Below are 24282 nucleotides of genomic sequence, written 5' to 3'. Positions count from 1 at the left end.
AGAGGAACGCCCCTCTCCTGCCGAAAGGGGCGCTTTTCGCTGGAATCAAATCCTCATTTCAGCGGCGAGTTTGCCGTCGGGAAGGCGATGGTGGACTGCATGTCCCTCGTCAGCCAGTCCGGTCCACCCTTTGGCGGCCACACACCCTGCGTAACGGAATCCGCACGCACCTGCCCGCGCTCGTTGACAGAGCTGAAGGGCCAGATATGCGTCATGCGCGGCTTACCATCGATGCCGTACATGCAGATCGTCAGTTTCGACAGTTCGGTGCGTGCCGGAACGGCCGCTTCCCACGCCCGGATCGTCGGCTCCAGGCCGCCGGTTTTCAGGACATAGGTGCGGAACTCGTAGGCCGGCCCGAAGCTGCCAGTCTCCACCGGCGGCAGGAATGGAAACGGGGCATAACCTTCCAACTCGAGCCCCGTCAGCCACTCGGCGGAACCGAAGGGATTGGACGCCCTGAGCGTGCGCTCGCGCTCCGCGTCGTAATCCGCCACCGTGTCGAAGCCGCGCAGGACGAGCACACGATTGAGCACGCCGATATCGGCATAGAAGATGCCAAGCAGCCTGCCGTTGCCTTCACCGGCAAAGGCTTCGATGGCGGGTGCAGCCTTCGCCGCAGCGCCCATCGTGGTCGAGAGTGTCGCGATTTCATAGCGTTGCATGTTGTTTCCTTTCATCCGTCATTGCGCCGGCGCTCTCGGCCAGCTTGCCGGCGGCGTGCTTGGCCACACGCCAGCCGAAAACCAGAGCCGGGCCGAGCGTCGTGCCCGGGCCGGGATAGGTGCCGCGGAAGATCGAAGCGAGATCGTTGCCGCAGGCATAGAGGCCGCTGATCGGCTCGCAATCTTCATCGAGCACCCGGCCGAATTCGTCGCCCGAAAGGCCCGCACTTGAGGCAAGGTCGGCGGGACGTACCGCCATGGCGTAATAGGGGCCCGCGCCAACCGGACCGAGGCAGGGGTTCTTGCTGCCCGACGCCGCATCGCCATTGAAGCGGTTCACGACGCTTGATCCGCGCCCGAATTCATCATCGACGCCTGATGCGGCAGCGCGGTTGTAGCTTTCAACCGTGGCGGCCAGCGCTGCAGGATCACACTGGATCTTGCTGGCCAGTTCCGTGAGCGTGCTCGCCTCGATGACGTAACCGGCCTTCACCATCGCCCTGAGGTTCCTGGCGCCGGGCAGGATCATGCCCATGCCATAGCGGCGCATGAATGCGGCGTCGCAGACGAGATGCGCCGGAATGGCGCCCGTGGCGATCTGGCCCATGGCGAAGTCATGGTAGGAATTGGCCTCGTTGACGAACCGCCGGCCCCGCACATCAACGGCGAACAATCCGGGCTTGGCGCGATCGAGAATGATGTGCGGCCAGACAGCAAGCGTTCCATCAGGCCGACGGTAGGACGAGCAGGGCATCCACAAGGCGGGGCTGTCGCCGCCATCTTCGAAGCGTGCGCCAATGGCCATCGCGACATCGGCACCGTCGCCGGTATTCGTGACCGGCCCAAGCGCATAGTCGCGCGTTCCCTGCGGAAACAGCCTCTCGCGGATCGCCTTGTTCCAGCACACGCCGCCCGTGGCCAGCACCACCCCCTTGCGCGCGCGAATGCGGCGAAGGCCTGCAGGTCCCTCCAAAACGGCGCCGACGACGCGCCCGTTCTCGACGACCAGTTCCTTCAGGCCACTTTCGAACAGGATCGGAACCTTCGCCTTGCGCAGGCTGTAGAGCAACCGGGCAACCAGCGCGTTACCCATGAGGAGCCGCGTGCCGCGCCTGTAGCGTAGCCGGTCGAGCATGTAGCCGCCAACGATGGCGATGGCGCTGCGGAGATTGGCGATCGATGCGAAGGGCGCGAGCAGGGCGCCAACCTCGGCGCGTCCTACCATCATGCCCCCCAGCCCCATGAATTCGCCGCGCGGCGGACGCACCCGCTCGAAATCCTCCCGGCTGAGTAGACGCCCGTCAAAATTGATCGGGCCAAGCGCCCGGCCGCCATAGGCGGCACCGGGACCGTCGAGATAATCGGGGTGAGCCGCAGCGGCGGCAAACTTCACATCGGTCTTGCGGTCGAGCTCCTCGATGGCAGCGCGGCCGGACGTGAGGAAGGCTTCGCGCAGCCGCGCACCGCCACGATTTGCGACGACGGACTCCAGAAAGGCCCGGGCGTCCTCCACCCTGTCGGGCACCCCGGCCAGCTCCGAAAGATGCGTGCCGGGCACCCATGTCGTGCCGCCGGATGTCGAGGTGGTGCCACCCACCTGCGCGGTCTTCTCCGCAAGGACCACATCAAGCCCTTCCAGCTGCGCGACGAGAGCCGCCGTCATCCCACCTGCCCCGGCGCCGCAGACGAGGAGATCGACCTCCTCAAGATCATCAGGATTGCGATCGGACGGCATCTTGCTCTCCTTCATGTCTTTCGCCCTGCACCGCATCGCCCGCGGCGATGGTCTCGGCAGCCAGGAATCCGAATGTCATGGCCGGCCCAAGGGTGATGCCACCGCTCGGATAATAACCGCCCATGACGCTGTTCATGTCGTTGCCGACCGCATAGAGCCCGGGCACCGGGCGCTGTGCTCCATCCAGCACGCGCGCCTTCGCATCGGTCTCGATGCCGGCGAAGGTGCCGAGGCTGCCGGGCACGACCTTCACGGCGTAGAACGGTGTCTTGACGATGGGCGCGAGGCAGGGGTTCGGCCGATGATCGGGATCGCCCTGGGCCCGCTGGTATGGCGTCGTGCCGCGATGAAATTCCGGATCTTCGCCGCGCGCCGCGTTGCGGTTGAACGCATCGACCGTTGCGGCAAGCCCGGCAGGGTCGATCCCGCAACGTTTCGCGAGATCCACGATGGTTGGCGCCTCTATGAGATAGCCGTTGCGCAGCCAGCGGCCGAAGGGGATCGGAGCAGGCTTGACGGCGCCCAGGCCGTAGCGGCGAAGAAAATGGCGGTCGCAGATCAGCCAAGAGACGGCCGGCGTTTGCGGCGCCGTGGCGGCGATCATCTCGCGCACATAGTCGTGATAGGGCCCGCCCTCATCGACGAACCGCCGGCCCGACGCCATAACGGCGATGATGCCGGGTTTGCCGCGCTCGACAAGATGCGGAAAGCGCCCCAGGCTGCCATCGAGCCGCGGCACCAGCGAGACCGGCGCGTAGGCTGCGGCATCGACCATGCTAGGCGATACGCGGCCACCCGCACTTTCCGCGAGCCGCAAACCATCACCGCTATTGGTGACAGGTGCCGCCGAGTAATGCGGCGTACCGGCCTGCACATGCGGCAGAAGGGCCTGGAGGCGATCAGCATCGTTCGGAAAGCCGCCCGTTGCCAGAATGACCCCGCGCCGGGCAACGACATGGACGGGGCCGTCAGCCGTTTTCAAAACGGCACCGGTTACACTGGGACCGTCACGAAGCAGGTCATGGGCCGCAGCATTGGGCCACAGCCGAACGCGCCGGTCGGCGGCGGAACGCAGGAGACGGCCGACGAGTGCATTGCCGTTGACGAGCTGCATGGCGCGGCGATGAAAGACGAGATCGCGCGCGTGCTTGAGCATGCGGCCGGTAACATAGGCGAAGGCCCGCAGAGAACGGGTCGCCGTCAGGAACATGCGCATGTCCACGCCCGAGCCAATGCCCATGCCGAGCAGCGTGGTCTCGGGAATGGGCTGACGCAGACGTCCGATGAGCCCGCCAAGTGCTCTTCCATCATAGGGCGCGGCGACGACGGAACGCCACCCCTTGGCGGCACCTGGCAGATTGCCGTGGAAATCCGGCATGCCGCTGCCCGGCAGGAAGTGGACGGCCGTGTTCTTCTCGAAGAAATCCAGCATGCGCGGCGCCTCCTCAAGATAGGCGTCGATTATGCCAGCATCGTATCGGTTGCCGAGAATATGGCGCAGGTAGGTCCGTGGTCCTTCCGGGTCCTCTCCTTTGCCCGCCGCAACGGCATGCGGCGCATTGGGCACCCAAAGCCAGCCGCCGGAGAAGGCAGAGGTTCCCCCGAAGGCCGCGGCCTTCTCGGCTACGATCACATCAAGGCCGTGATGCGCGGCAGCCACGGCAGCCGCGAGGCCTCCCGCACCGGAGCCGATCACCAGCACATCGCATTGCGCATGGCGTGGTGTCTCGGCACGAGGCCCGGCCTCATCGGCACGCCGGTGATCATCGGACCGCGCGTCCATTGCCTGCATTCTTGCCTCCTCAAAGGCGCAACGACCCGCCCGCCCTTTCGGGGCGGCGGCATCCTGACGTGTCTGGAAGGTGTCGCTGGCCGTCGTTCACGCGCCTCGGCGCTTCCGACGACCAGCTATACACAAAATGGAATTATATTCAAAATAATAATTTCATTCCAAATTAAAGTCCGGCAATAACTGCCTTCGCGGCGGCGAGCGCTTGCACAGCCCGCGCACGCGGTGAAAGGCTGGCATTGAAACCGGCATTCGCAATCTCAATGCTGACCGGCACCGTCTCAGGCAGCGCCCGGACGAATGCCCGAAGATCGATGCCGCCTTGCCCCGGCAGCAGGCGACCGCCCCGCGCGATCTCTATGAGCCCGGCGTCGCTCGGATTGTATTCGGCCGGTGCGTCACAGAGCTGGAAATAGTGAATCGTTTCCGGCTGGATGAGCGCGAGGTCTTCGATACGTCCGCCCGTGCGATCCCAATGCAAGGCGTCGGCTAGCACGCCGCCATTCGCCTGACCGGCCGCCTTGACGATCGCCACGGCCTCCGCGGCATTGCGCACGCCGGTCCAGGGCATGAATTCAAGGTCGGCGGTCAGGTCGTAGCCCGCCGCAAGCTCGGCAAAGGCTGCGAAGGTCTGCGCAAGGCGCGCATGATCCGTATCGTCGCCCGCCACCAGAATGTTGGCAGCCCCTAGCGCGGCCGCGCAATCCAGGAAAGCCCTGAAGTCCGTGGCCTTCGTTTCCGGCTTCAGCCGTGCGATCTCGACATCACCGACCCGCATGCCGGTTTCGGCCAGCGCGGCGCGGGCCTCGGCAAGCACCGCCTTGTCCGTCATGATGGGGTAGGGCCCTTCCCCGCTCGCTGCGGCCGGCAAAAGGCGCAATCCGACGCTGGAATATCCCGTTTCGGCAGCGATGCGGATCGCCTCGGCAGGCGCCACATCCGGCAGGGTCAGAAAGGCAAGTGCATATTGTCTGTCCATGACGGCCTCACCTCGCGCTCAGGTAGTCGACCATCAGGTCGCGGACTTCGACGAACATGTCGACGCCGGTAATCGCGCGGCAGCCGATCGACCGCGCGCGCTCGACCAGTGGCGAGACCGCCGGCTTGGTAATGACTTCGCCGATGAACATGTCCGGCGTCAGCTTGTCGCCGTCGAAGGGCAACGGATCGCCCTCCTTCATGCCGGATGGCGTGGCGTTCACGACCACGTCGAAGCCGGTCGGATCGGCACTTCCGGCAAACACCGTCGCCATGCCGAGCGAGGAGAGACGCGCGATGAGCGCCTCACGTCTGACTTCGTCCGTTTCATGGATGGCAAGCTCGGAAACGCCTGCCAGCACCAGCGCATGCGCAATGGCGCTGCCCGCGCCGCCTGCGCCGGCCAGAACGGCGCGCTTGCCTTCCAGCACGCAACCGGCCTTCTGCAGCGCCGAGACATGGCCGATACCGTCGAACATGTCGCCTTCCCAGCCCGTTTGCGTGCGCCGGAGCGTATTTACGACGCCGAGGAACGCGGCACGTTCCGACAGCCGGTCGGCCATGTGCACGGCGGCTATCTTGTGCGGCACGGTGACGATCACACCGTCGAGATTCTTCAGAGTTTTCAGCCCTGCCCAGAGCACGTCGAGATCCTGCGGGGCGACATGGCCCGGAATGCACAGCGCGTTATGACCGCGTGCCTGCAGCATCTCGCTGACGCCCGCCGGCGACTTCACCTGCGCGATCGGATCGCCGATCACGAAATGGAGGCGCGATGCGCCGTCGAGTTCCAGATTCATGATCCCTCCCATAAAACTGAATGATATTCTATTATGGAATATACATCCATTATTATCAGGTCCAGAGGAAATCGCAGGATTCGCAGCGCGGGGCGGGCTACACGCCTGCCGCCGCAATCTCCGCCGCGGCGGTTCGGATGGCCTGCATCAACAGGGAGAGCGGAAGCGACGGCGGCGTCTCGGCACGCATCGTCAAACCCACGGGACCGCGCGTTTCCACGGTCTCCAGCGGCAGGGCGGCGAGCACGCCATCGGCGATATCGCCCGCCACCACGCCTTCCGAAATGATCCAGACCGCGTCGCTCATGCGCAGATAGGCGCGGCCGAAGGCATCGGAAACCGTCTCGATCTGCACGGGCGGCGCGGGCATGCCGTGCGCGATCATGAACTGCTCGACGATAGGACGGATAACGGAATTACGCGTCGGCATCAGCACCGGATAGGAACCGAGCCGATCGAAGGCGTTGGCACGCGCATCGAGGAGCGGATGGCCGGCCCGAACAACGAACAGGACCCGCTCCGAATAGAGATGCTCGAAGGAGAAGCCGGTCATCTTCTCCGGAGCAGCAAGACGACCGACAACAAGATCGAGATCGCCGACCCGCAATTGCTCGAGAAGAACGGCGTTCTCACCCGTCACGATCTTGACCGGACCAACGGTTCCCCCGGCAAGAAAGCGGTTCATCGCCTGCGGCATGATGCGCGCAGAGACCGTCGGCAGCGCGCCGATGCGCACGGGAGGGCCGGACAGGGCAGCTTCCTGCGAAACGGAATCCACGGCCTGCCGCAACGCCGTCAAGGTCGCGCCGGCATGACGCATGAAGATTTCGCCGTAGCGGGTGGTGCGGATGCCGCGCCCGTCGCGCTCGAAGAGCGCAACGCCCAGAATGCCTTCCAACTCGCGGATCGTCTTCGTCACCGCCGGCTGGCTGACATGCAGAAGCTCCGCCGCGCGGTTGACGCTTTTCTGACGGGCCACCTCCAGAAAGGCCTGCAGATGGCGAAACTTGATCCGGGCGTCGATTGGTGAAACCATAACTCTCAGGTTATATTTATAGCCGAAAATCTCATTTTACTTAACCGTTTTATAATTGCTAGACCTCAGATCAAGAGGAGCGCCACCATGAAGTTTCTGCACGTCGGCGATGCCGCGATCCACTACCGCACCGCGGGCATCGCGCAGGGCAAGCCCGTCATTGCCTTTATCAACTCGCTTGGCACCGATTTCCGCATCTGGGATGCGGTCATGGATGCGTTGGGCGACGCCTATGGCTATGTGCTGCACGACAAGCGCGGCCATGGGCTTTCCGGCACCGGCACCCCACCCTATTCGATCGACCGCCATGCCGACGATCTCATTGCGCTTCTCGACCATTTGAAGATCGAAAAGACGATCGTCTGGGGCCTTTCCGTCGGCGGCCTCGTCGCGCAGGCGGTGCACGACAAGCGCCCCGGCCTTGTTGCAGCGCTGGTCCTGTCCAACACCGCCCACAAGATCGGCACGCCCGACATGTGGAACACGCGCATCGATACCATCCTGGCCAACGGCCTTGAGGGCATGATCGACCCGATCATGGAACGCTGGTTCACGCCGCCATTCCGCACAGCCGACAAAGCGCTATATGCCGGCTGCCGCACCATGCTGGCACGTCAGCCGGTGGACGGCTATTGCGGAACCTGCGCGGCCATTCGGGATGCCGACTATACCGAGGCCGCAGGACGGATCGCCGTTCCCACTCTCTGCGTCGTGGGCGATCAGGACGGCTCCACGCCGCCCGAACTGGTCAGATCGCTTTCCGGCCTGATTGCCCACAGCGCCTTTGTCGAAATTCCCGGCTGCGGCCACATTCCTTGTGTCGAGCAGCCGGTCGCTTACAGCGCCGCCGTCCGCGCTTTCCTGACATCCCTGCCGGAGCATCGAGCATGACCGACACTACCCAGCTGTCCGAACGCTACACCAAGGGCATGGTCACCCGGCGTGCCGTGCTGGGGGATGCGCATGTGGACCGCGCGGGCGCCAATGCAACGCCCTTCGACCAGCCGTTCCAGACGCTGATAACCGAAGCCGCCTGGGGCACCGTCTGGTCAGGTAGCCAGTGGACCAAGCGTGAGCGCTCGATGGTGACTATCGCGCTTCTGGCTGCACTCGGGCAGGATGAGGAAGTTGCCATGCATGTGCGCGCCACGGCCAATACCGGCGCCACGGAGGAAGACATTCGCGAGGCGCTGATGCATGTCGCGATCTATGCCGGCGTGCCGGCGGCCAACCATGCTTTCAAGATCGCCAAGCAGGCGCTCGCCGGCATGCGCGCCGAAAACACCGAGAAGGAGGGAGTGAAATGAGCAATCAACCGCCCGAGACAGGGCCTTTCTTCGCACGGGACCGCGACATTCATCCGCCGGCCTACACGCCCTGGTACAAGACCTCCATCCTGCGTTCACCGCAGCGCGCGCTCATCTCTCTTGAGGGTACGAAGAGCGAAATCACCGGGCCGGTCTTCGGCCACGGCATGCTCAACCCGCTCGATAACGACCTTATCCTGAACTATGCGAAGCCGGGCGAAATGCCGATCGGCCCACGCATCCTCGTGCACGGCCGCGTGCTCGACGAGCGTGGCGCCGGTGTGCCGGGTGCCCTGGTCGAATTCTGGCAGGCCAATGCCGGCGGTCGCTACCGCCACAAGAAGGAAACCTATCTGGCGGCGGTCGACCCGAACTTCGGCGGCGTCGGGCGCACCATCACGGATGACAGCGGTTACTACTGGTTCAAGACGATCCAACCCGGCCCCTATCCCTGGCCGAACGGCGTCAACGACTGGCGCCCGGCGCACATCCACTTCTCGATCTTCGGCCACGGCTTCCAGCAGCGCCTGATCACCCAGATGTATTTCGAGGGCGACCCGCTGATCTGGCGTTGTCCCATCGTCAAGACGGTACCGGACGAGGATGCGATCCGCCGTCTCGTCGCCCCGCTCGACATGAACGCGACCATTCCCATGGACATGCGCGCCTACAAGTTCGACATCGTGCTGCGAGGCCGCCGCTCCACCTTCTTCGAGAACCGTCCGGAGGGCAACTGACATGGTTCAACCGCTTGGCTATCTCAAGGAAAGCGCCTCGCAGACCGCAGGTCCTTACGTCCATATCGGATGCACGCCGAACTTTGTCGGCATTCACGGCGTCTTCGAAAAGGATCTCGGTTCCGGCGCGCTCTATAATAATGAGACACGCGGAACCCGTGTCACCATTCGCGGCACCGTCTATGATGGCGGCGGTTACGCGCTGAAGGACGCGCTGGTGGAGATCTGGCAGGCAGACGATGCCGGCTTCTACAACAGCCCGAGCGAAACGCGCGGTGAGGCGGATCCGAACTTCCTTGGCTGGGGCCGTTCGCCCGGCGACATGGACACCGGCGAATTCGTGTTCGAGACCATCAAGCCCGGCCGCGTTCCCTTCAAGGACGGCCGCTGGATGGCGCCGCACATCACCTTCTGGATCGTCGCCCGAGGCATCAATATCGGACTGCATACGCGCATGTACTTTCCCGAGGAGGAAACGGCCAATGCGGAAGATCCGGTTCTCGCACGCATCGAGCACAAGGACCGCATCCCGACGCTGATCGCGAAGAAGGAGGGCGACAACACCTACCGCTTCGACATTCGCCTGCGGGGCGACGGCGAAACCGTGTTCTTCGACATCTAGACCATTTCCGGTAAGCACCGGCTCACCGGAAATGTCCTCCCTTTTTGTCTTTGCCGCATTGGCCGACGCCGAAGCGATCCTGCTTCGACCGTAAATGCTCTAAAGGTCTTCATGAGCCTCACACCGTTCGAGCACCCTTTCCTCTCCGGCCTGATGGGCGACGCCGAGATTGCGCCACTCTTCTCGGCTGAGGCGGATATCGCCGCCATGCTGCGCTTCGAGACGGCGTTGGCGCATGCGGAAGCGGAACACGACATCATTCCTGCGGATGCGGCAGCATCCATCGCCTCCGCCCTGTCGGACTTCAAGCCCGACATGGAAGCTCTGGCGAACGGGGTGGCAAACGACGGCGTCGTCATTCCAGAGCTCGTGCGGCAGTTGCGTCGTACGGTCGGCGGTACGGCGTCCAAAAACGTCCATTTCGGCGCGACAAGCCAGGATGTCATCGACACCAGCCTCATGCTCAGGCTGAAGACCGCAACGGGCATTCTCGCAAAGAGGCTGGCATCTACGATCGCTGGCCTCGACACCGTTCGGAGGCGTGATGGCCAGAACGCGCTGATGGGCCACACCCGCATGCAGGCGGCGATCCCCATCACCGTTTCCGACCGGGTTCGAAGCTGGCGCGAGCCGCTTGATCGCTCAGCACAGCGGCTGGCGCTGTTTAGCGCCGAAGGCTTTGCCGTACAGTTCGGCGGGGCTGCCGGCACCCTCGAAAAGCTTGGCGACAAGGGCGCGGATGTGAGGGCGGCACTAGCCCGCAGGCTCGATCTTGCCGACCGGCCGCAATGGCACAGCCAGCGCGATGGTCTGGCGGAGTTCGCAGGTATCCTTTCGCTCATTTCGGGAAGCCTTGGAAAATTCGGACAAGACGTGGCACTCCTGGCAGAAGTCGGCGGCGAGATCCGCCTATCGGGCGGTGGCGGTTCGTCCGCCATGCCGCACAAGCAAAATCCGGTCGCGGCCGAACTTCTTGTCTCGCTCGCGCGCTTCAACGCCGTGCAGCTTTCCGCCATGCATCACTCGATGGTGCACGAACAGGAGCGGTCCGGCGCTGCCTGGACACTGGAATGGCTCGTACTGCCGCAGATGTTGGCGGCGACGGGCGTTGCGCTTTCGACGGCAATCCGGCTTCTCGGCCAGATAGAGCGGCTGGGCCGCGAAGGACATGATTGAAACGGCGGCTTAAGCCCCAGGACGAGGATGCTCTACCCTGACGTAGCGCAGCACCATATCGGCGACATGGCTGGACAGCGTCTCCTGACCATCAGGCATAAACAGCGCGTCGCCGAAAATGAAGGAAAAGGTGGCCGCATTCGACACGTTGAAGAAGGACAGGGCGCTGATTTGCCAGTGCAGCTCCAGCGGATTGAGCCCCTCGCGGAACAGGCCGGCCTCCTGCCCGCGCTTCAGCACGGCTTCCAGCGACTCGATCGCCAGACGGTTCAGTCCCCTGATGTTTTCCGAAAGCTGCATGTGCCGGCCGTGGTGAATATTCTCGATCATCACCATGCGAATGAAGGACGGGTTGCGGCGATGATGGTCGAACGTGTAGCGACACAGCTTCACCAGCGCCGCGACGGGATCGAGCCCATCGAGTTCAAGCTCGCTCTCACCGCCGCGCACTTCCGCGTAAGCTTCTTCCAGGACGCGCTGGTACAGGCCTTCCTTGTCGCCGAAGTAATAGTAGATCATGCGCTTGGATGTGCGCGTTCGTGCCGCGATCTCGTCGATGCGCGCACCCGAAAGACCGTTCTGCGAGAATTCCTCCATCGCAACCGCGAGGATATCGCGACGCACGCCCTCGGGATCCCGCTTGGCCTGCCGCACCTGTTTTTCTTCTTTCGTCGCAGCGCCCTGTTTCATCATCATCCATTGCCGGCCAAGCCCGCGCATGTCACATTATTAACTGAATCGTACATAACGCCGGAAAGGAAGGCAATATGGCCCCCGTCGACACAGCCAGAGCACGCGCGGCAATGAAGACCTCGATCGCCACCGTCTCCATCAGCGGCGAATTTCCCGAAAAACTGGCGGCCATCGCCAAGGCGGGCTTCACGGGCGTTGAAATTTTCGAGAACGACTTCCTGACCTATGATGCCTCGCCGCGCGAAGTGTCGAGGATGGCCGCCGATCACGGGCTCGACATCACGCTTTTCCAGCCGTTCCGCGACTTTGAGGGCATGCCGGAGCCGCACCGTGCCCGCGCTTTCGATCGTGCTCAGCGCAAGTTCGACATCATGGGCGAACTCGGCACCGATCTCATCCTGATCTGCTCGAATGTCTCGCCAATCTCGCTGGGCGGCATCGACCGCGCCGCGGCGGACTTTTACGAACTCGGCGAACTGGCCGCGCGACACGGCGTGCGTGTCGGCTATGAGGCGCTGGCCTGGGGCCGCCATGTCAGCGACCACCGCGACGCATGGGAAGTGGTGCGCCGCGCCGATCACGCCAATGTCGGCATCATCCTCGACAGCTTCCATACCCTCTCGCGCAAGATCGACCCCAACTCGATCCGCTCCATCCCCGGCGACAAGATCTTCATCGTGCAGCTGGCCGACGCACCGCTGTTCGACATGGACCTGCTCTATTGGAGCCGCCACTTCCGCAACATGCCGGGCGAAGGCGACCTACCGGTCGTCGACTTCATGCGCGCGGTTGCCGCCACCGGCTATAACGGCCCGCTCTCGCTCGAAATCTTCAACGACCAGTTCCGCGGCGGCTCGGCCCGCGCGCTCGCCGAGGACGGCCATCGTTCTCTTGTCTACATCATGGATCAGGTTCGGCGGCTGGAGCCTGATATCGCCATCACGGCACCCGACATGCCCGACCGCATTCACACGCAGGGCGTCGAGTTCGTCGAGTTCACCACGGCAGCGGAAGACAAGGACGATCTCGGCGCCCTGCTTTCCACACTCGGCTTTTCCCGCTCGGCCCGTCACCGCAACCGCGACGTGGATCTCTACACACAGGGCGACATCCGCATCGTGATCAATACCGACACGCAGAGCGACAGCTTCGCCAGCGCCTCCTATTCCGTGCATGGCACCAATGCCTATGCCTTCGGAATCAAGGTCGAGAATGCCGCCGATGCGCTGAAGCGTGCGGCTGCGCTCGGCGCGCCGACCTTCGCGGAGCCACGCCAGCCCGGTGAGGCCGCCGTACCGGCCATTCAGGGCGTCGGCAACGGAGTGGTCTATTTTCTCGATGACACGCCGGCGCTGTCAGGCATCTGGGACAACGAGTTCGTTGCGATCGACGAGAAATCCGAGGCAGCCGGCGCCGGCCTCACCCGCATCGACCATCTGGCCCAGACGACCCGCTACGACGAGATGCTGACCTGGCTTCTGTTCTACACGTCGATCTTCTCGACGCGGCGCACGCCGATGGTCGATGTGGTCGATCCGGGCGGTCTCGTGCGCAGCCAGGCGATCGAAAGCGTCCCCGAGCCGGCGTTCCGGCTGACAATGAACGGCGCCGACAGCCGCAAGACCTTTGCCGGCAAGTTCCTGGCGGAAGGCTTCGGCACGAGCATCCAGCACATCGCGCTGGCGACGGACGACATTTTCGCAACGGCAAAGCAACTCGAAGCCCGCGGCTTCCAGGCCCTGCCGATTTCGCGCAACTACTATGACGACCTGGAAGCCCGCTTCGGCCTCGAGCCCGAATTCTCCGACGCGCTGCGGGCGGCCAGCATCCTCTACGACCGCGACGACAACGGCGAATATTTCCAGATCTACAGCCGCACCTTCGGCGAGGGCTTCTTCTTCGAGGTCGTGGAACGGCGTGGCGCCTATGCCGGCTACGGCGCGATGAATGCGCCGTTCCGCATCGCAGCCCAACGGCGCCTCCTGCGCCCTGACGGCATGCCGAAGAGCTGAGCAATGCGCGAGCCTGCGCGCAGGATCGGAAGCAGGCCCGGTTTTTTCTGAGCCTGCTCCTGTTCCAGATCCGACGCCCCGGTTCGCGTCAGCCCAGCGCGGAGAGATCGACCGCGACAGTCCTGCCGCTTTGCGCGGCCGCACGGATGGCATCGAGAACGATAAGGTTTGCGGTGGCGTCACGTGCGGACACCAGCGGCGCACCGCCTTCGCGGACCAGCGTGGCGAAGTGCGCGATCTGCGCCTCGTAGGGGTCTGCGGCCTCGACCGCCAGGACGGATGGCGTGAGCTTGCGCGTCCAGTCCGGTTCGCCATCGGGCTCCCATACGGTCAGGTCGGGCAGGGAAAGCCCCGCGCGGCTGCCGGAATAGTGATGAGCGCTAACGGGATGAGCCGGGAAACGCACAAGGTTCTCGCCTGCGCTCAGGTCCCAGGCCCAGGGACCAGTCGCCGCGTCGGAAATGCACAGCGTGGCAAGCCCGCCGCGCGCGAAGGTCAGCGCCACCGCGGCCGTATCCTCTACCGCAAAGCCGCGCCGCGCGTTACTGGCGATCGCCTGCACGGTGGCAATCTCGCCGAAGAAATGGCGCATCAGGTCGATCTCGTGAACGAGGTTGATGAGAAGCGGCCCGCCAGCCCCGGGCGCGCGCCGCCATCCCGCCTCGAAATAGGAGGCGGGCTTTGCCAGCGCGCAGGTGACGGTCGCCATGACGAGATCGCCGATCCGGCCGGCATGGATCGCGGCATGGGCGGCACGGATGATCGGATTGTGGCGGCGGTGATGGCCGACGAGAAGCGGCACTCCGGTTTCCTCCGCCACCGCGATAAGCTGCAGGGCCGAGGCAAGGCTTTCGGCAACGGGTTTTTCCAGGAGCACAGGAATGCCGGCCCGCATGAGGGCTTCCGATACCGGAAGATGCGTTTCATTCGGCGTTGCGACGATGGCAGCCTGTGCCAGTCCGGCATCGATGAGCGCGGCGACATCGGGCAGGCACGGCACACCATGGGCCTCTGCAAGCGCGCGCCCGGTGGGTGCCGGGTCGACAATCGCCGAAAGCTGCACACCGTCCATACGCACCAATGTATCGATATGCGTTTTGCCGATAACGCCCGCACCGATCACGGCGATGCCGATCTTCTTTATCATAAGGTCCTCCCTGGCCACTCCAAAAACGTAACAGAACAAAAATAAATTGGAATTCAAGTTTAATATTGAACGTCATTCCATTTTTTGCAATGATCAAGATCGATAGGGGAGTAGGAGACCGCATGCAGCACCCTGGAACAGAACGGGTTACCGGACTCTGCCACGTCGGATATATTGGAGAGCGGACGTGAGCCGCATCCTCCTGACCGGCGGGACCGGCTTCGTCGGGGTGCGCGCTGCAGCAGCGCTTGCCGCCGCAGGCCACTCCGTGCGCATCTTCGATCTCGCACCCCGCCCCGAACGGCTTCCGCCGGGACTCGATGTCGAAATCGTCTCGGGCGATATAACCGATACCGCCTCCGTTATCGAGGCAGCGCATGGCTGTGATGGAATTGTCCATCTCGCCGGGCTTATGACGGTGGACTGCGCCCGCGACCCGGTGCTTGGCGCGCGCGTCAATCTCATCGGCAGCCTCAATGTATTCGAGGCCGCAAAACCCAACCGTCTTCCGGTCGCCTATCTCTCGACGGCCGGCGTGTTCGGGCCGGAAGATGCAATCCATCCGCAGCCCATGACCATCTATGGCGCGACCAAGCTTGCGGTGGAAGGAGCTGCCCGTGCGTTCTTCCTCGACCATGGCGTGCCGAGCCTCGGCTTGCGTCCCTACATCGTTTACGGGCCGGGCATCAGCGCGGGCATCGCCGCCGGCCCGTCCATCGCCCTTGCGGCTGCTGCGAACGGCAAACCGGCGCAGATCCGCTTTTCCGGCCGTGTTGGGTTCGTCTTCGTCGATGATGTCGCCCGCCTGCTTGCCACAGCGATGACGGTGCCGCTGGCGGGTGCGACCGCGCTGACGATGGCCGGCGATACCGCCGAGATGGAAGACTTCGTGACCGAACTGTCGATACAGACCGGCTGGTCGGACATCACCATTGATGGACCACCGTTGCGCATCCCCGCCGATCTCGCCTCGGACCCGGTCCCGGCCTTGCTTGGTGCCCAGCCGATCACCGATATCAAGACCGGCATCCGCTTGTCGCTTGCCGAAATCACCGGCACAGCCGATGCGGAATCATCCAATGTTTAACCCCCATTGTCCATTTCCCCGCTACCGTTCGCATGGTCTTGTCAATCATCAAGCCGACAGCCCGCCGGACAAGACGAACCGTCGCGCGCGGACATAGGGTGACAGGAGGAAGACAAATCGCGGCCTGCCGGGGAGGAGACCTGGAGACTGCGTTTCGAAAACGAGCCATTCGGGTGCGCTTTCGGATTTCGGCATATGATCATTCAAGGGAGGAACACGATGATCAAGAAACTGCTTTCCGCAACCGCAATGGTGCTGGCGCTTGGCGCGGCACCCGCGCTGGCAGATCTCAAGGTCGGCTCGATCGTCGAGCTGTCCGGCCCCGGCGCTGCCGCTGGAACGAATTTCCGTGACGGCGTGAATATGGGCTTCGAGGAAATCAATGCCGAAGGCGGCATCCTCAAGGAACCCGTCAAGGTTATCGAATATGACAGCCAGACCGATCCGCAAGTTTCCCGCGCTATGGTCCAGAAGGCGATCGACGATGAAGTCTACGCCATCATGGGCACCGTCTTCTCGTCTTCGACCGTCGTGAACATGATCGTCGCCAAGCAGTATGGCATTCCGCAGTTCACCGGTTCCGAAGCCCCGTCGATCACCGCCAAGGGCAACCCCTATATCTTCCGCACGGCTTTCGGCTCGCAGAAGGGCGTTCCGAAAATGGTGAAGTACATGGTCGAGAAAATGGGTGTGAAGAAGGTCGGCGTCGCCTGGGCGAATACCGAATTCGGCAAGGGCGGCCATCAGGCCTTTATCGATGAAGCAGCCAAGGCCGGCCTCGAGATCGTCGTGGACGTTCCTTCCGAACAGGCCCAGGCCGATTTCTCCGCCGACGTGCTGAAGCTCAAGAATTCCAATGCCGATGCCTTCTTCGTCTACTACACCGAAGAGGAAAGCGCGCGCTTCCTGCGCGAGGCCCGCAAGCAGGGCATCGATAAGCCGCTGATCGGCGAAACCACCCTGATCGGTCACAAGGTGATCGAGCTTGCCGGCGATGCCGCAAATGGCGCCATGGGCCATGTCGGTCTGACACCGGATGCAGATGTGCCCGCCCTGAAGGACATGGTCGAGCGCTTCAAGACCAAGTTCAAATACACGCCGGACCACAACGCCATCAAGGGCTACACCGCCGCCTGGACGCTGAAATACGTCACCGAAATGGTCGGCTCGCCGGACAGCAAGGCCATCGCCGAGAAAATGCATGGCCTTACCCTCAAGGCCTCCGAATATCCTGGCGTCCTGATGGATGTGAGCTGGGACGAAACGGGTGAAATGTCGCGCGAGAGCTTCTTTGTGAAGGTCGAGAACGGCAATCAGGTCGTCGAGGCCATCCTGCCCGCCAACTGACCGGTCCCATCGCCGGTGGCGCATTGCGCCACCGGCGTGCCCATCCAACATCGCCAAGCCGACCACCAGCCCTTGAGGACTTCATCATGGCCGAGCTTCTCCAAATCCTGATCTCCGGCCTTGCCGCAGGCTCCATCTACGCGCTTGCCGCCGTCGGCTTCACGCTGCTCTGGCAGGCGTCGCAGACGATCAACTTCGCCCAGGGCGAGTTCGTCATGCTACCGGCTTTCTTCGTCCTTATCGGCATGACCGTGCTCGGCCTGCCGATGTGGACGTCCGTCATCCTCGCGTTGGTGCTGTCTCTCCTCATTCTCGGCGTCGCCTTCAAGCGGCTGATCGTCGAGCCCATGCTGCCGCACGGCACGCTGCCGCTGGTCATCGCCACCATCGCGCTCGGCCTTCTGATGAAGGAAAGCGTGAAGGAGTTCTACGGCGCGACCGCCCAGCCCTTCCCCGCCATCTTCCCGCAGGATGTCTACCACATCGCGGGCGCCAGCGTTTCCGTGCAGGATATCGGCAATCTCGTCGTCTCCATGCTTGCCATCGGTGGCCTGCAGCTCTTCCTCAGCCGCACCCGAACGGGCCGCTGCATGCAGGCGAGCGCGCAGAATCCGGCCGTTGCGGAAATCCTCGGCGTCAACGTCAAGCGCATGGTGCTCTACACGTTCCTGATCAACGCGACGCTCGCCACCATCGCCTCCGTTCTGATCTCGCCTATCTATCTGGCGAAATTTTCGAACGGTGAAACGCTCGGCCTCGTCGCCTTTATTGCGGCTATCGTGGGCGGCTTCAACCAGATCCGCGGCGCCCTTGTCGGCGGCCTGCTGATCGGTGTCATCGACAATCTCTCGGCGGTCTACATCTCCGCCCAGTATCGCTCGGCCATGCCGCTCATCCTGCTCATCGTCATCATCCTGCTGCGCCCGCAGGGCCTGCTCGGCACCTCGGAAGGGAGAACTGTATGACCCGCCTTCGCCCCCTTCTTCTCCTCGCCGGCGTCGCGGCACTCATCCTGGCCCCGATCGGCCAGGGCAACTACATCGTCTATACGCTCTGCTCGTGGCTCCTGTTTTCCATCGCCGCGATGGGGCTGAACCTGACGCTCGGCTATGCCGGCCAGGTCAGCCTGGCACAGGCCGGCTTCATGGGCATCGGCGCCTATATCACCGCGCTGATGACGCTTGCCGGCATGCACTGGGGCGTGGCGGTCATCGCGTCGATCCTCTCCAGCTTCGCCGTCGGCCTGCTGCTCGGCTATCCGGCCCTGCGCGTCCAGCATCACTTCCTCGCCTTCGTAACCCTTGCCTTCAATACCTTGCTGTTCCTGGTGCTGCGCAATGAGGAAGACATTACCGGCGGCTCCTTCGGCCTCAGCGGCATGGAGCGCCCGTCCTTCTTCGGCTTATCGACGGACAGCAACCTCGCCTTTTACTATTTCTCACTGGTCTGCTTCCTGATAGCCGCCTTTTCGATGTGGTGGATCCTGCGCTCGCCCTGGGGTCGCGCCTTCAAGGCCTTGCGCGAGAACCCGATCCGCGCCGAAAGCCTCGGCCTGAAGGTCCGCCGCCAGACGCTGCTCGCCTTTGCCATCGGCTCGGCCTTCGGCGGTCTCGCCGGTGCGCTCCAGTCGCCGCTGGTGCAGTTCATCGAACCGTCGAGCTTCGCCCTCATGCATTCGCTGAAGCTGCTGCTCATGGTCGTCGTCGGTGGTGCGGGCTTCTTCTTCGGACCAATGCTGGGGGCCGCGGTTGTCATCCTGCTGCCGGAAGTGCTGCGCTTCACCGAGGGTTACTACCTCATCATCTACGCCTTCCTCGTGATCGTTCTCATGGTCTATTCGCCAAACGGCCTGATCGGCCTTGGGCATAAGCTGTTCGAGACGTTCAAGCCGAAACATGAAGCCCGTCGCGATCTCAAGCAGGGAGTCCAGCTGTGAACATGCACACCAAGCACCACGACGGCCCCATCCTCTCGGTCCGCAATATCTCCAAGCAGTTTGGCGGCATCCGCGCCGTCAACGGCGTGAGTTTCGATGTCCAGCGCGGCGAGATCCTCGGACTGATCGGCCCGAACGGCTCCGGCAAGTCCACGCTGTTCAACTGCATCCTCGGCCAGCTGCGCCCGACGGAAGGCCACTGCGAGATCAACGGCCAGTCGACCGATGGCGTGCGTCCGGCCGACCTTTCCCTCATGGGTGTCGGACGCACCTTCCAGCAGCTTTCGGTTTTCCCGAAAATGTCGGTGCTCGACAATGTCATCCTTGCCGGCCAGGAGCATGAGGGATCGATGCTCTTACGCCTCTTCGGCAAATCGGATGCTGGGCTCACGGAGAAAGCCGAGCAGCTGATCGAGTTCTTCCGCCTGACGCCCTACCGCGATACGGAGGCGGGTTCGCTGTCCTATGGCCAGCAGAAGCTCGTGGATGCCGCGATGGCCTTCATGGCCGGGCCCGGCATCGTGCTGCTCGACGAACCGGCGGGCGGCGTGAACCTCACCATGCTTGGCCATCTCAAGGAACGGCTCATCACCTATAACCGCGAGCATGGCACGACCTTCGTCGTCATCGAGCACAATATGGAGTTCGTGATGTCGCTGTGCACGCGCATCATCGTGCTGGCGCAGGGCGAGATCATTGCCGAGGGGAGCCCGGACGAGATCCGGTCGAACCAGATGGTCATCGACGCTTATCTCGGAGGCTGACATGCTGGAGCTGAAGAACATCACCGGCGGCTACGGCCGGATCACCATTCTCAACGGTACGTCCTTCACCATTCCCAAGGCGTCGATCACCACCGTGATCGGCCCCAACGGCGCAGGCAAGTCCACCGTGTTCAAGGCCATTTTCGGCCTGCTGAACATCCAGTCGGGAGAAATCCGGCTTGACGGAGAGACGGTGACGCGAAAGTCGCCAGCCGAGATGATCGCCCGGGGTGTCACCTACGTGCCGCAGGGCCGCAATGTCGTGCCGCAGCTTTCCGTATTGCACAATCTCGAGCTCGGCGGCATCACGTCCAAGGACCAAACCAAGGTGAAACGGCGCATGGAGGAGGTCATGGACCAGTTCCCGATGCTGCGCGAGCGGAAGGATCAGAAGGCCATCGAGCTGTCCGGTGGCCAGCAGAAGCAGCTGGAAATCGCCCGTGCGCTGCTTCTGGACCCCAAGCTGATCCTGATCGACGAGCCCTCCATCGGCCTCTCGCCCAATCTCGTCCAGGAGGTGTTCCAGACACTCCTCCGCCTGCGGGACCAAGGCGTGACAATCCTCATGGTCGAACAGAACGCCAAGGCTGCGCTCGCCATGTCTGACTATGGCCTGGTGCTGGAACTTGGCCAGACACGCATGTTCGACAAGGCCGATGCGCTCTTGAAGGATCCCCGGGTCGGCCAGCTTTTCCTCGGCGGCCACATCGAGGAGGCCGCCTGACGCTCCTCCGCAGGCGCAATGCGTGAAAGGCCCGGCAGAACCACCTGCCGGGCCTTGTCGTATATTATGCGGACTTTCCGGCGACTTGGCCCGTTGAAAAAGTCCAATTTGAAGGAAACCGGCACATCGCCCAGTCCCTACTCTTTGCGCCCACGGCGCCGTGAATTTCGTTACGTGATGATTCAGACAGAGAAGGACAGTTTCCCCGCAGCATCAACAGAGGTTGCCGTCGTTGCCAGCGAGTCCCAATTCTGCTCTTGCGGACCATGCTGTTTGGTAGAGGAGTGATGCGGTGTGGGCGGTTGCGGCTTTGTTGATCTTGATCTGGTGTCCTGCGCCTTCATTTGTGAAGAGGGAGGCTGGGGAGGCGACGGCGAGGCGGTTTGTTGCGTCTGCGGAGGTGTTGATGCCGACCTGGTCTGGAATGGCGACGGCAAAGGCGGCGGGGCTCCAGCTGCCGGCCTTGAACACGAGGATGCGGTTTTCGTCGAGGACATGGGCGAGCCAGCCTTCGCGCGGCGCATAGAAGGCCCAGGCGCCGTCCTGCCATGCCGCCACGCTTGTTTCCTTTGCGCTCCAGTCTCCTGTGGCGCCCGGGGGCACGATGTAGCGGTCGCCGCCGGCGGGGTTTTCGGGCGGGTTTGCGACGGCACGGCTGAGCACCGCCAGATGCAGCATGGCGTCCAGCGCGCGGATGGCCTCGTTATGGGTGACGTGCTTCTGCGCCTGGGAAGGCAGGATATAGGGGAGGCTGAGGTTGTCGGTCTTGTCCATGTCGTCCATTCCTGTTTCAGGGAGAACGATTATGGGGCCGCTGCCGAACACGGGGACGATACCGCGCTGTTTTCGTTACGGGGGAAGAAACGGTTGTCTTGCCTGACGAAGACATGCGGTGGCTCTCGCCTGCCCCAAACGAGAAAGCCCCGCGGCTTACGCCTGCGGGGCTTTTTGATTTGGTTGCGGGGGCAGGATTTGAACCTGCGGCCTTCAGGTTATGAGCCTGACGAGCTACCGGGCTGCTCCACCCCGCGTTACCCGGTTTTTGCCGTAAGGCAAAATACCGACCGATTTTTGCCGAAGGCAAAGATCGTATTTCCGGTCCGGTTTTTGCCGGAGGCAAAATACCGTTTGTTACGCTGACCTCGTATCCGAGGTTTGGAAAGCATAAAGGCCGCTTGAAGCGGCCCTTTGGTTTCGGCAGGGCCGAATGTGTGTCGAGAAGATTGTTGTCGGTATTTGTCTTGCGACAAAACCTGCTGGTATTTCGCTTCCGCAAAAACCAGAGGTATTTCGCTTCCGCAAAAACCAGATGACATTGCCTTTAGCAGACCTGGCAGCGACCTACTCTCCCGCGTCTTAAGACGAAGTACCATTGGCGCTGGGGCGTTTCACGGCCGTGTTCGGAATGGGAACGGGTGCGGCCACCCCGCCATAACCACCAGGTCGGCTAAGGGCAATGTGATGAGAAGCTGGTAGAGGAAGGAAACTTCCTCGTTTGTCTTAAGTTTTGAACACGTCTTCAGCAACAACCGGACGAACACTGCGTGTTCGCCGGGCCTGTCGCAAAGGCTTTTGCCTTTGCTCTGTCAGGACAAACGCTTCGCGTTTGCCTTGAGATGAGCATGAACAATGAGAACGATCAAGCCAATCGAGCTATTAGTACCGGTAAGCTTCACACATTGCTGCGCTTCCACACCCGGCCTATCAACGTGGTCGTCTTCCACGGCTCTCAAGGGAATACTCGTTTTCAGGTTGGTTTCCCGCTTAGATGCCTTCAGCGGTTATCCATTCCATATATAGCTACCCTGCTATGCCCTTGGCAGGACAACAGGTCCACCAGAGATATGTCCATCCCGGTCCTCTCGTACTAGGGACAGATCCTGTCAATATTCCTACACCCACGGCAGATAGGGACCGAACTGTCTCACGACGTTCTGAACCCAGCTCACGTACCGCTTTAATTGGCGAACAGCCAAACCCTTGGGACCTGCTCCAGCCCCAGGATGCGATGAGCCGACATCGAGGTGCCAAACAACCCCGTCGATATGGACTCTTGGGGGTCATCAGCCTGTTATCCCCGGCGTACCTTTTATCCGTTGAGCGATGGCCCTTCCACGCGGGACCACCGGATCACTATGACCGACTTTCGTCTCTGCTCGACTTGTCAGTCTCGCAGTCAGGCTGGCTTATGCCATTGCACTCGACGACCGATTTCCGACCGGTCTGAGCCAACCATCGCGCGCCTCCGTTACTCTTTCGGAGGCGACCGCCCCAGTCAAACTACCCACCATACACGGTCCTGGACCCGGATAACGGGCCGCAGTTAGACATCCATGACGATAAGGGTGGTATTTCAAGGATGGCTCCACAGAAACTGGCGTCCCTGCTTCAAAGCCTACCACCTATCCTACACATGCCGACACGAATGCCAGTGTAAAGCTATAGTAAAGGTGCACGGGGTCTTTCCGTCTAACCGCAGGAACCCCGCATCTTCACGGGGAATTCAATTTCACTGAGTCTCTGCTGGAGACAGCGGGGAAGTCGTTACGCCATTCGTGCAGGTCGGAACTTACCCGACAAGGAATTTCGCTACCTTAGGACCGTTATAGTTACGGCCGCCGTTTACTGGGGCTTCGATTCAAAGCTTGCACCTCTCCTCTTAACCTTCCAGCACCGGGCAGGCGTCAGACCCTATACGTCGTCTTGCGACTTCGCAGAGCCCTGTGTTTTTGATAAACAGTCGCTACCCCCTGGTCTGTGCCACCCCAAAACACTTGCGTGCCTTGGGGTCACGCTTCTTCCGAAGTTACGCGTGCAATTTGCCGAGTTCCTTCAGCAGAGTTCTCTCAAGCGCCTTGGTATACTCTACCTGACCACCTGTGTCGGTTTCGGGTACGGTCTATACGGTGGAGCTATTTCCTGGAACCGCTTCCCTGCACACCCAATCCAATAAGAATGTACAAGTTACGCAATCCGTCACTACCACCAGGCCCACGAATATTAACGTGGTTCCCATCGACTACGCGTGTCCGCCTCGTCTTAGGGGCCGGCTAACCCTGCTCAGATTAACTTTAAGCAGGAACCCTTGGTCTTTCGGCGAGGGAGTCTCTCACTCCCTTTATCGTTACTCATGTCAACATTCGCACTTCCGATACCTCCAGGAGCCCTCACGGGTCTCCCTTCACAGGCTTACGGAACGCTCCGCTACCACTTGCAGTAAACTGCAAATCCTCAGCTTCGGTGCATGGCTTTAGCCCCGTTACATTTTCGGCGCAAAGACCCTTATTTAGACCAGTGAGCTGTTACGCTTTCTTTAAATGATGGCTGCTTCTAAGCCAACATCCTGGTTGTTTTGGGATCCTCACATCCTTTCCCACTTAGCCATGACTTGGGGACCTTAGCTGGAGGTCAGGGTTGTTGCCCTTTTCACGACGGACGTTAGCACCCGCCGTGTGTCTGCCGACTAGTACTCCTCGGTATTCGGAGTTTGGTTAGGATCAGTAAGACGGTGAGTCCCCATAGCCCATCCAGTGCTCTACCCCCGAGGGTATTCGGTCGACGCTCTACCTAAATAGATTTCGCGGAGAACCAGCTATCTCCGAGTTTGATTGGCCTTTCACCCCTAGCCACAAGTCATCCCAATCTATTGCAACAGATGCGGGTTCGGTCCTCCAGTTGGTGTTACCCAACCTTCAACCTGCTCATGGCTAGATCACTCGGTTTCGGG

General features: G+C 62.2%; 21 protein-coding genes, 1 tRNA gene and 2 rRNA genes (1 of these 24 only partly in view). 12 read left to right on the top strand and 12 right to left on the bottom strand.

All coding sequences use genetic code 11. The features are described from left to right. Positions 1-53: 53 nt before the first annotated feature. The 6 genes from MNR02_RS02390 to pcaQ form a co-directional block, all read right to left on the bottom strand. Positions 54-665, bottom strand: a complete 612-nt coding sequence (locus MNR02_RS02390) for an NIPSNAP family protein (RefSeq protein ID WP_241947950.1) — start codon at positions 663-665, stop codon at positions 54-56. Beyond that, positions 652-2400, bottom strand: coding sequence for an FAD-binding protein (locus MNR02_RS02385; RefSeq protein WP_241947949.1), 1749 nt, complete (start codon positions 2398-2400; stop codon positions 652-654). Before MNR02_RS02385 ends, MNR02_RS02390 begins: the two co-directional genes overlap by 14 nt. Continuing rightward, positions 2378-4192 (bottom strand): FAD-dependent oxidoreductase, encoded by a 1815-nt coding sequence (locus MNR02_RS02380; RefSeq protein WP_241947948.1) that lies wholly within the window; start codon positions 4190-4192, stop codon positions 2378-2380. Before MNR02_RS02380 ends, MNR02_RS02385 begins: the two co-directional genes overlap by 23 nt. Before the next feature lie 163 nt (positions 4193-4355). Beyond that, positions 4356-5168, bottom strand: coding sequence for a sugar phosphate isomerase/epimerase (locus MNR02_RS02375; RefSeq protein ID WP_241947947.1), 813 nt, complete (start codon positions 5166-5168; stop codon positions 4356-4358). A 7-nt stretch (positions 5169-5175) separates the two neighbouring features. Next, positions 5176-5967, bottom strand: coding sequence for a shikimate dehydrogenase (locus MNR02_RS02370; RefSeq protein ID WP_241947946.1), 792 nt, complete (start codon positions 5965-5967; stop codon positions 5176-5178). 97 nt (positions 5968-6064) lie between these two features. Further along, on the bottom strand, positions 6065-7003 hold the full coding sequence (gene pcaQ / locus MNR02_RS02365; protein ID WP_241947945.1) for a pca operon transcription factor PcaQ: 939 nt from the start codon (positions 7001-7003) through the stop codon (positions 6065-6067). Between the two features lie 87 nt (positions 7004-7090). On the opposite strand from pcaQ, the gene pcaD reads away from it, so the two are divergent. From pcaD to MNR02_RS02340, 5 genes are all read left to right on the top strand, one after another. Beyond that, the gene (gene pcaD, locus MNR02_RS02360; RefSeq protein ID WP_241947944.1) at positions 7091-7894 is read left to right on the top strand and encodes a 3-oxoadipate enol-lactonase; all 804 of its coding nucleotides are present in this window, start codon (positions 7091-7093) and stop codon (positions 7892-7894) included. After that, on the top strand, positions 7891-8310 hold the full coding sequence (gene pcaC, locus MNR02_RS02355; protein ID WP_241947943.1) for a 4-carboxymuconolactone decarboxylase: 420 nt from the start codon (positions 7891-7893) through the stop codon (positions 8308-8310). Before pcaD ends, pcaC begins: the two co-directional genes overlap by 4 nt. After that, entirely contained in the window at positions 8307-9047 is a 741-nt protein-coding gene (pcaH, locus tag MNR02_RS02350) for a protocatechuate 3,4-dioxygenase subunit beta (protein ID WP_241601606.1), read from the top strand. The genes pcaC and pcaH overlap by 4 nt, the downstream gene beginning before the upstream one ends. 1 nt (position 9048) lies before the next feature. Beyond that, complete coding sequence (pcaG, locus tag MNR02_RS02345) at positions 9049-9669, top strand: protocatechuate 3,4-dioxygenase subunit alpha (protein WP_241947942.1); 621 nt, start codon at positions 9049-9051, stop codon at positions 9667-9669. Positions 9670-9780: 111 nt separating this feature from the next. After that, on the top strand, positions 9781-10845 hold the full coding sequence (locus MNR02_RS02340; RefSeq protein WP_241947941.1) for a 3-carboxy-cis,cis-muconate cycloisomerase: 1065 nt from the start codon (positions 9781-9783) through the stop codon (positions 10843-10845). Between the two features lie 9 nt (positions 10846-10854). On the opposite strand, the gene MNR02_RS02335 is transcribed toward MNR02_RS02340, so the two are convergent. Then, on the bottom strand, positions 10855-11538 hold the full coding sequence (locus MNR02_RS02335; protein WP_241948806.1) for a TetR/AcrR family transcriptional regulator: 684 nt from the start codon (positions 11536-11538) through the stop codon (positions 10855-10857). Positions 11539-11648: 110 nt separating this feature from the next. Between MNR02_RS02335 and MNR02_RS02330 the strand changes: the two genes are divergently transcribed. After that, positions 11649-13550, top strand: coding sequence for a bifunctional sugar phosphate isomerase/epimerase/4-hydroxyphenylpyruvate dioxygenase family protein (locus MNR02_RS02330; RefSeq protein WP_241948805.1), 1902 nt, complete (start codon positions 11649-11651; stop codon positions 13548-13550). Positions 13551-13638: 88 nt separating this feature from the next. Here MNR02_RS02330 and MNR02_RS02325 read toward each other — a convergent pair whose 3' ends face one another. After that, positions 13639-14697: a Gfo/Idh/MocA family protein gene (locus MNR02_RS02325; protein ID WP_241947940.1), complete on the bottom strand. Its 1059-nt coding sequence runs from the start codon at positions 14695-14697 to the stop codon at positions 13639-13641. 187 nt (positions 14698-14884) lie between these two features. Between MNR02_RS02325 and MNR02_RS02320 the strand changes: the two genes are divergently transcribed. The 6 genes from MNR02_RS02320 to MNR02_RS02295 all read left to right on the top strand — a co-directional run bounded on the left by MNR02_RS02320 (position 14885) and on the right by MNR02_RS02295 (position 20555). Then, positions 14885-15784, top strand: coding sequence for an NAD(P)-dependent oxidoreductase (locus MNR02_RS02320; RefSeq protein WP_241947939.1), 900 nt, complete (start codon positions 14885-14887; stop codon positions 15782-15784). 219 nt (positions 15785-16003) lie between these two features. Next, complete coding sequence (locus MNR02_RS02315) at positions 16004-17131, top strand: ABC transporter substrate-binding protein (RefSeq protein ID WP_241947938.1); 1128 nt, start codon at positions 16004-16006, stop codon at positions 17129-17131. A gap of 86 nt (positions 17132-17217) precedes the next feature. Further along, the gene (locus MNR02_RS02310; RefSeq protein ID WP_241947937.1) at positions 17218-18096 is read left to right on the top strand and encodes a branched-chain amino acid ABC transporter permease; all 879 of its coding nucleotides are present in this window, start codon (positions 17218-17220) and stop codon (positions 18094-18096) included. Further along, the gene (locus MNR02_RS02305) at positions 18093-19067 is read left to right on the top strand and encodes a branched-chain amino acid ABC transporter permease (protein ID WP_241947936.1); all 975 of its coding nucleotides are present in this window, start codon (positions 18093-18095) and stop codon (positions 19065-19067) included. Before MNR02_RS02310 ends, MNR02_RS02305 begins: the two co-directional genes overlap by 4 nt. A 2-nt stretch (positions 19068-19069) precedes the next feature. Beyond that, positions 19070-19831 carry an ABC transporter ATP-binding protein gene (locus MNR02_RS02300; RefSeq protein WP_241948804.1) on the top strand — a complete coding sequence of 254 codons (762 nt, stop codon included), beginning with the start codon at positions 19070-19072 and terminating at the stop codon, positions 19829-19831. 1 nt (position 19832) lies between these two features. Then, complete coding sequence (locus MNR02_RS02295) at positions 19833-20555, top strand: ABC transporter ATP-binding protein (RefSeq protein WP_241947935.1); 723 nt, start codon at positions 19833-19835, stop codon at positions 20553-20555. A gap of 213 nt (positions 20556-20768) precedes the next feature. Here MNR02_RS02295 and MNR02_RS02290 read toward each other — a convergent pair whose 3' ends face one another. The 4 genes from MNR02_RS02290 to MNR02_RS02275 all read right to left on the bottom strand — a co-directional run. Next, complete coding sequence (locus MNR02_RS02290; RefSeq protein WP_241947934.1) at positions 20769-21329, bottom strand: DUF2793 domain-containing protein; 561 nt, start codon at positions 21327-21329, stop codon at positions 20769-20771. 180 nt (positions 21330-21509) lie between these two features. After that, positions 21510-21586 (bottom strand) — tRNA-Met (locus MNR02_RS02285). 297 nt (positions 21587-21883) lie between these two features. Further along, positions 21884-21998, bottom strand: a 5S ribosomal RNA gene (gene rrf / locus MNR02_RS02280). A 192-nt stretch (positions 21999-22190) separates the two neighbouring features. After that, positions 22191-24282 (bottom strand): 23S ribosomal RNA (locus tag MNR02_RS02275); it runs 707 nt beyond the window's last position.

This window comes from Shinella sp. H4-D48, assembly GCF_022637395.1.
GTDB lineage: Bacteria > Pseudomonadota > Alphaproteobacteria > Rhizobiales > Rhizobiaceae > Shinella > Shinella sedimenti.
This window is presented reverse-complemented; position numbering and strand designations above follow the sequence as displayed.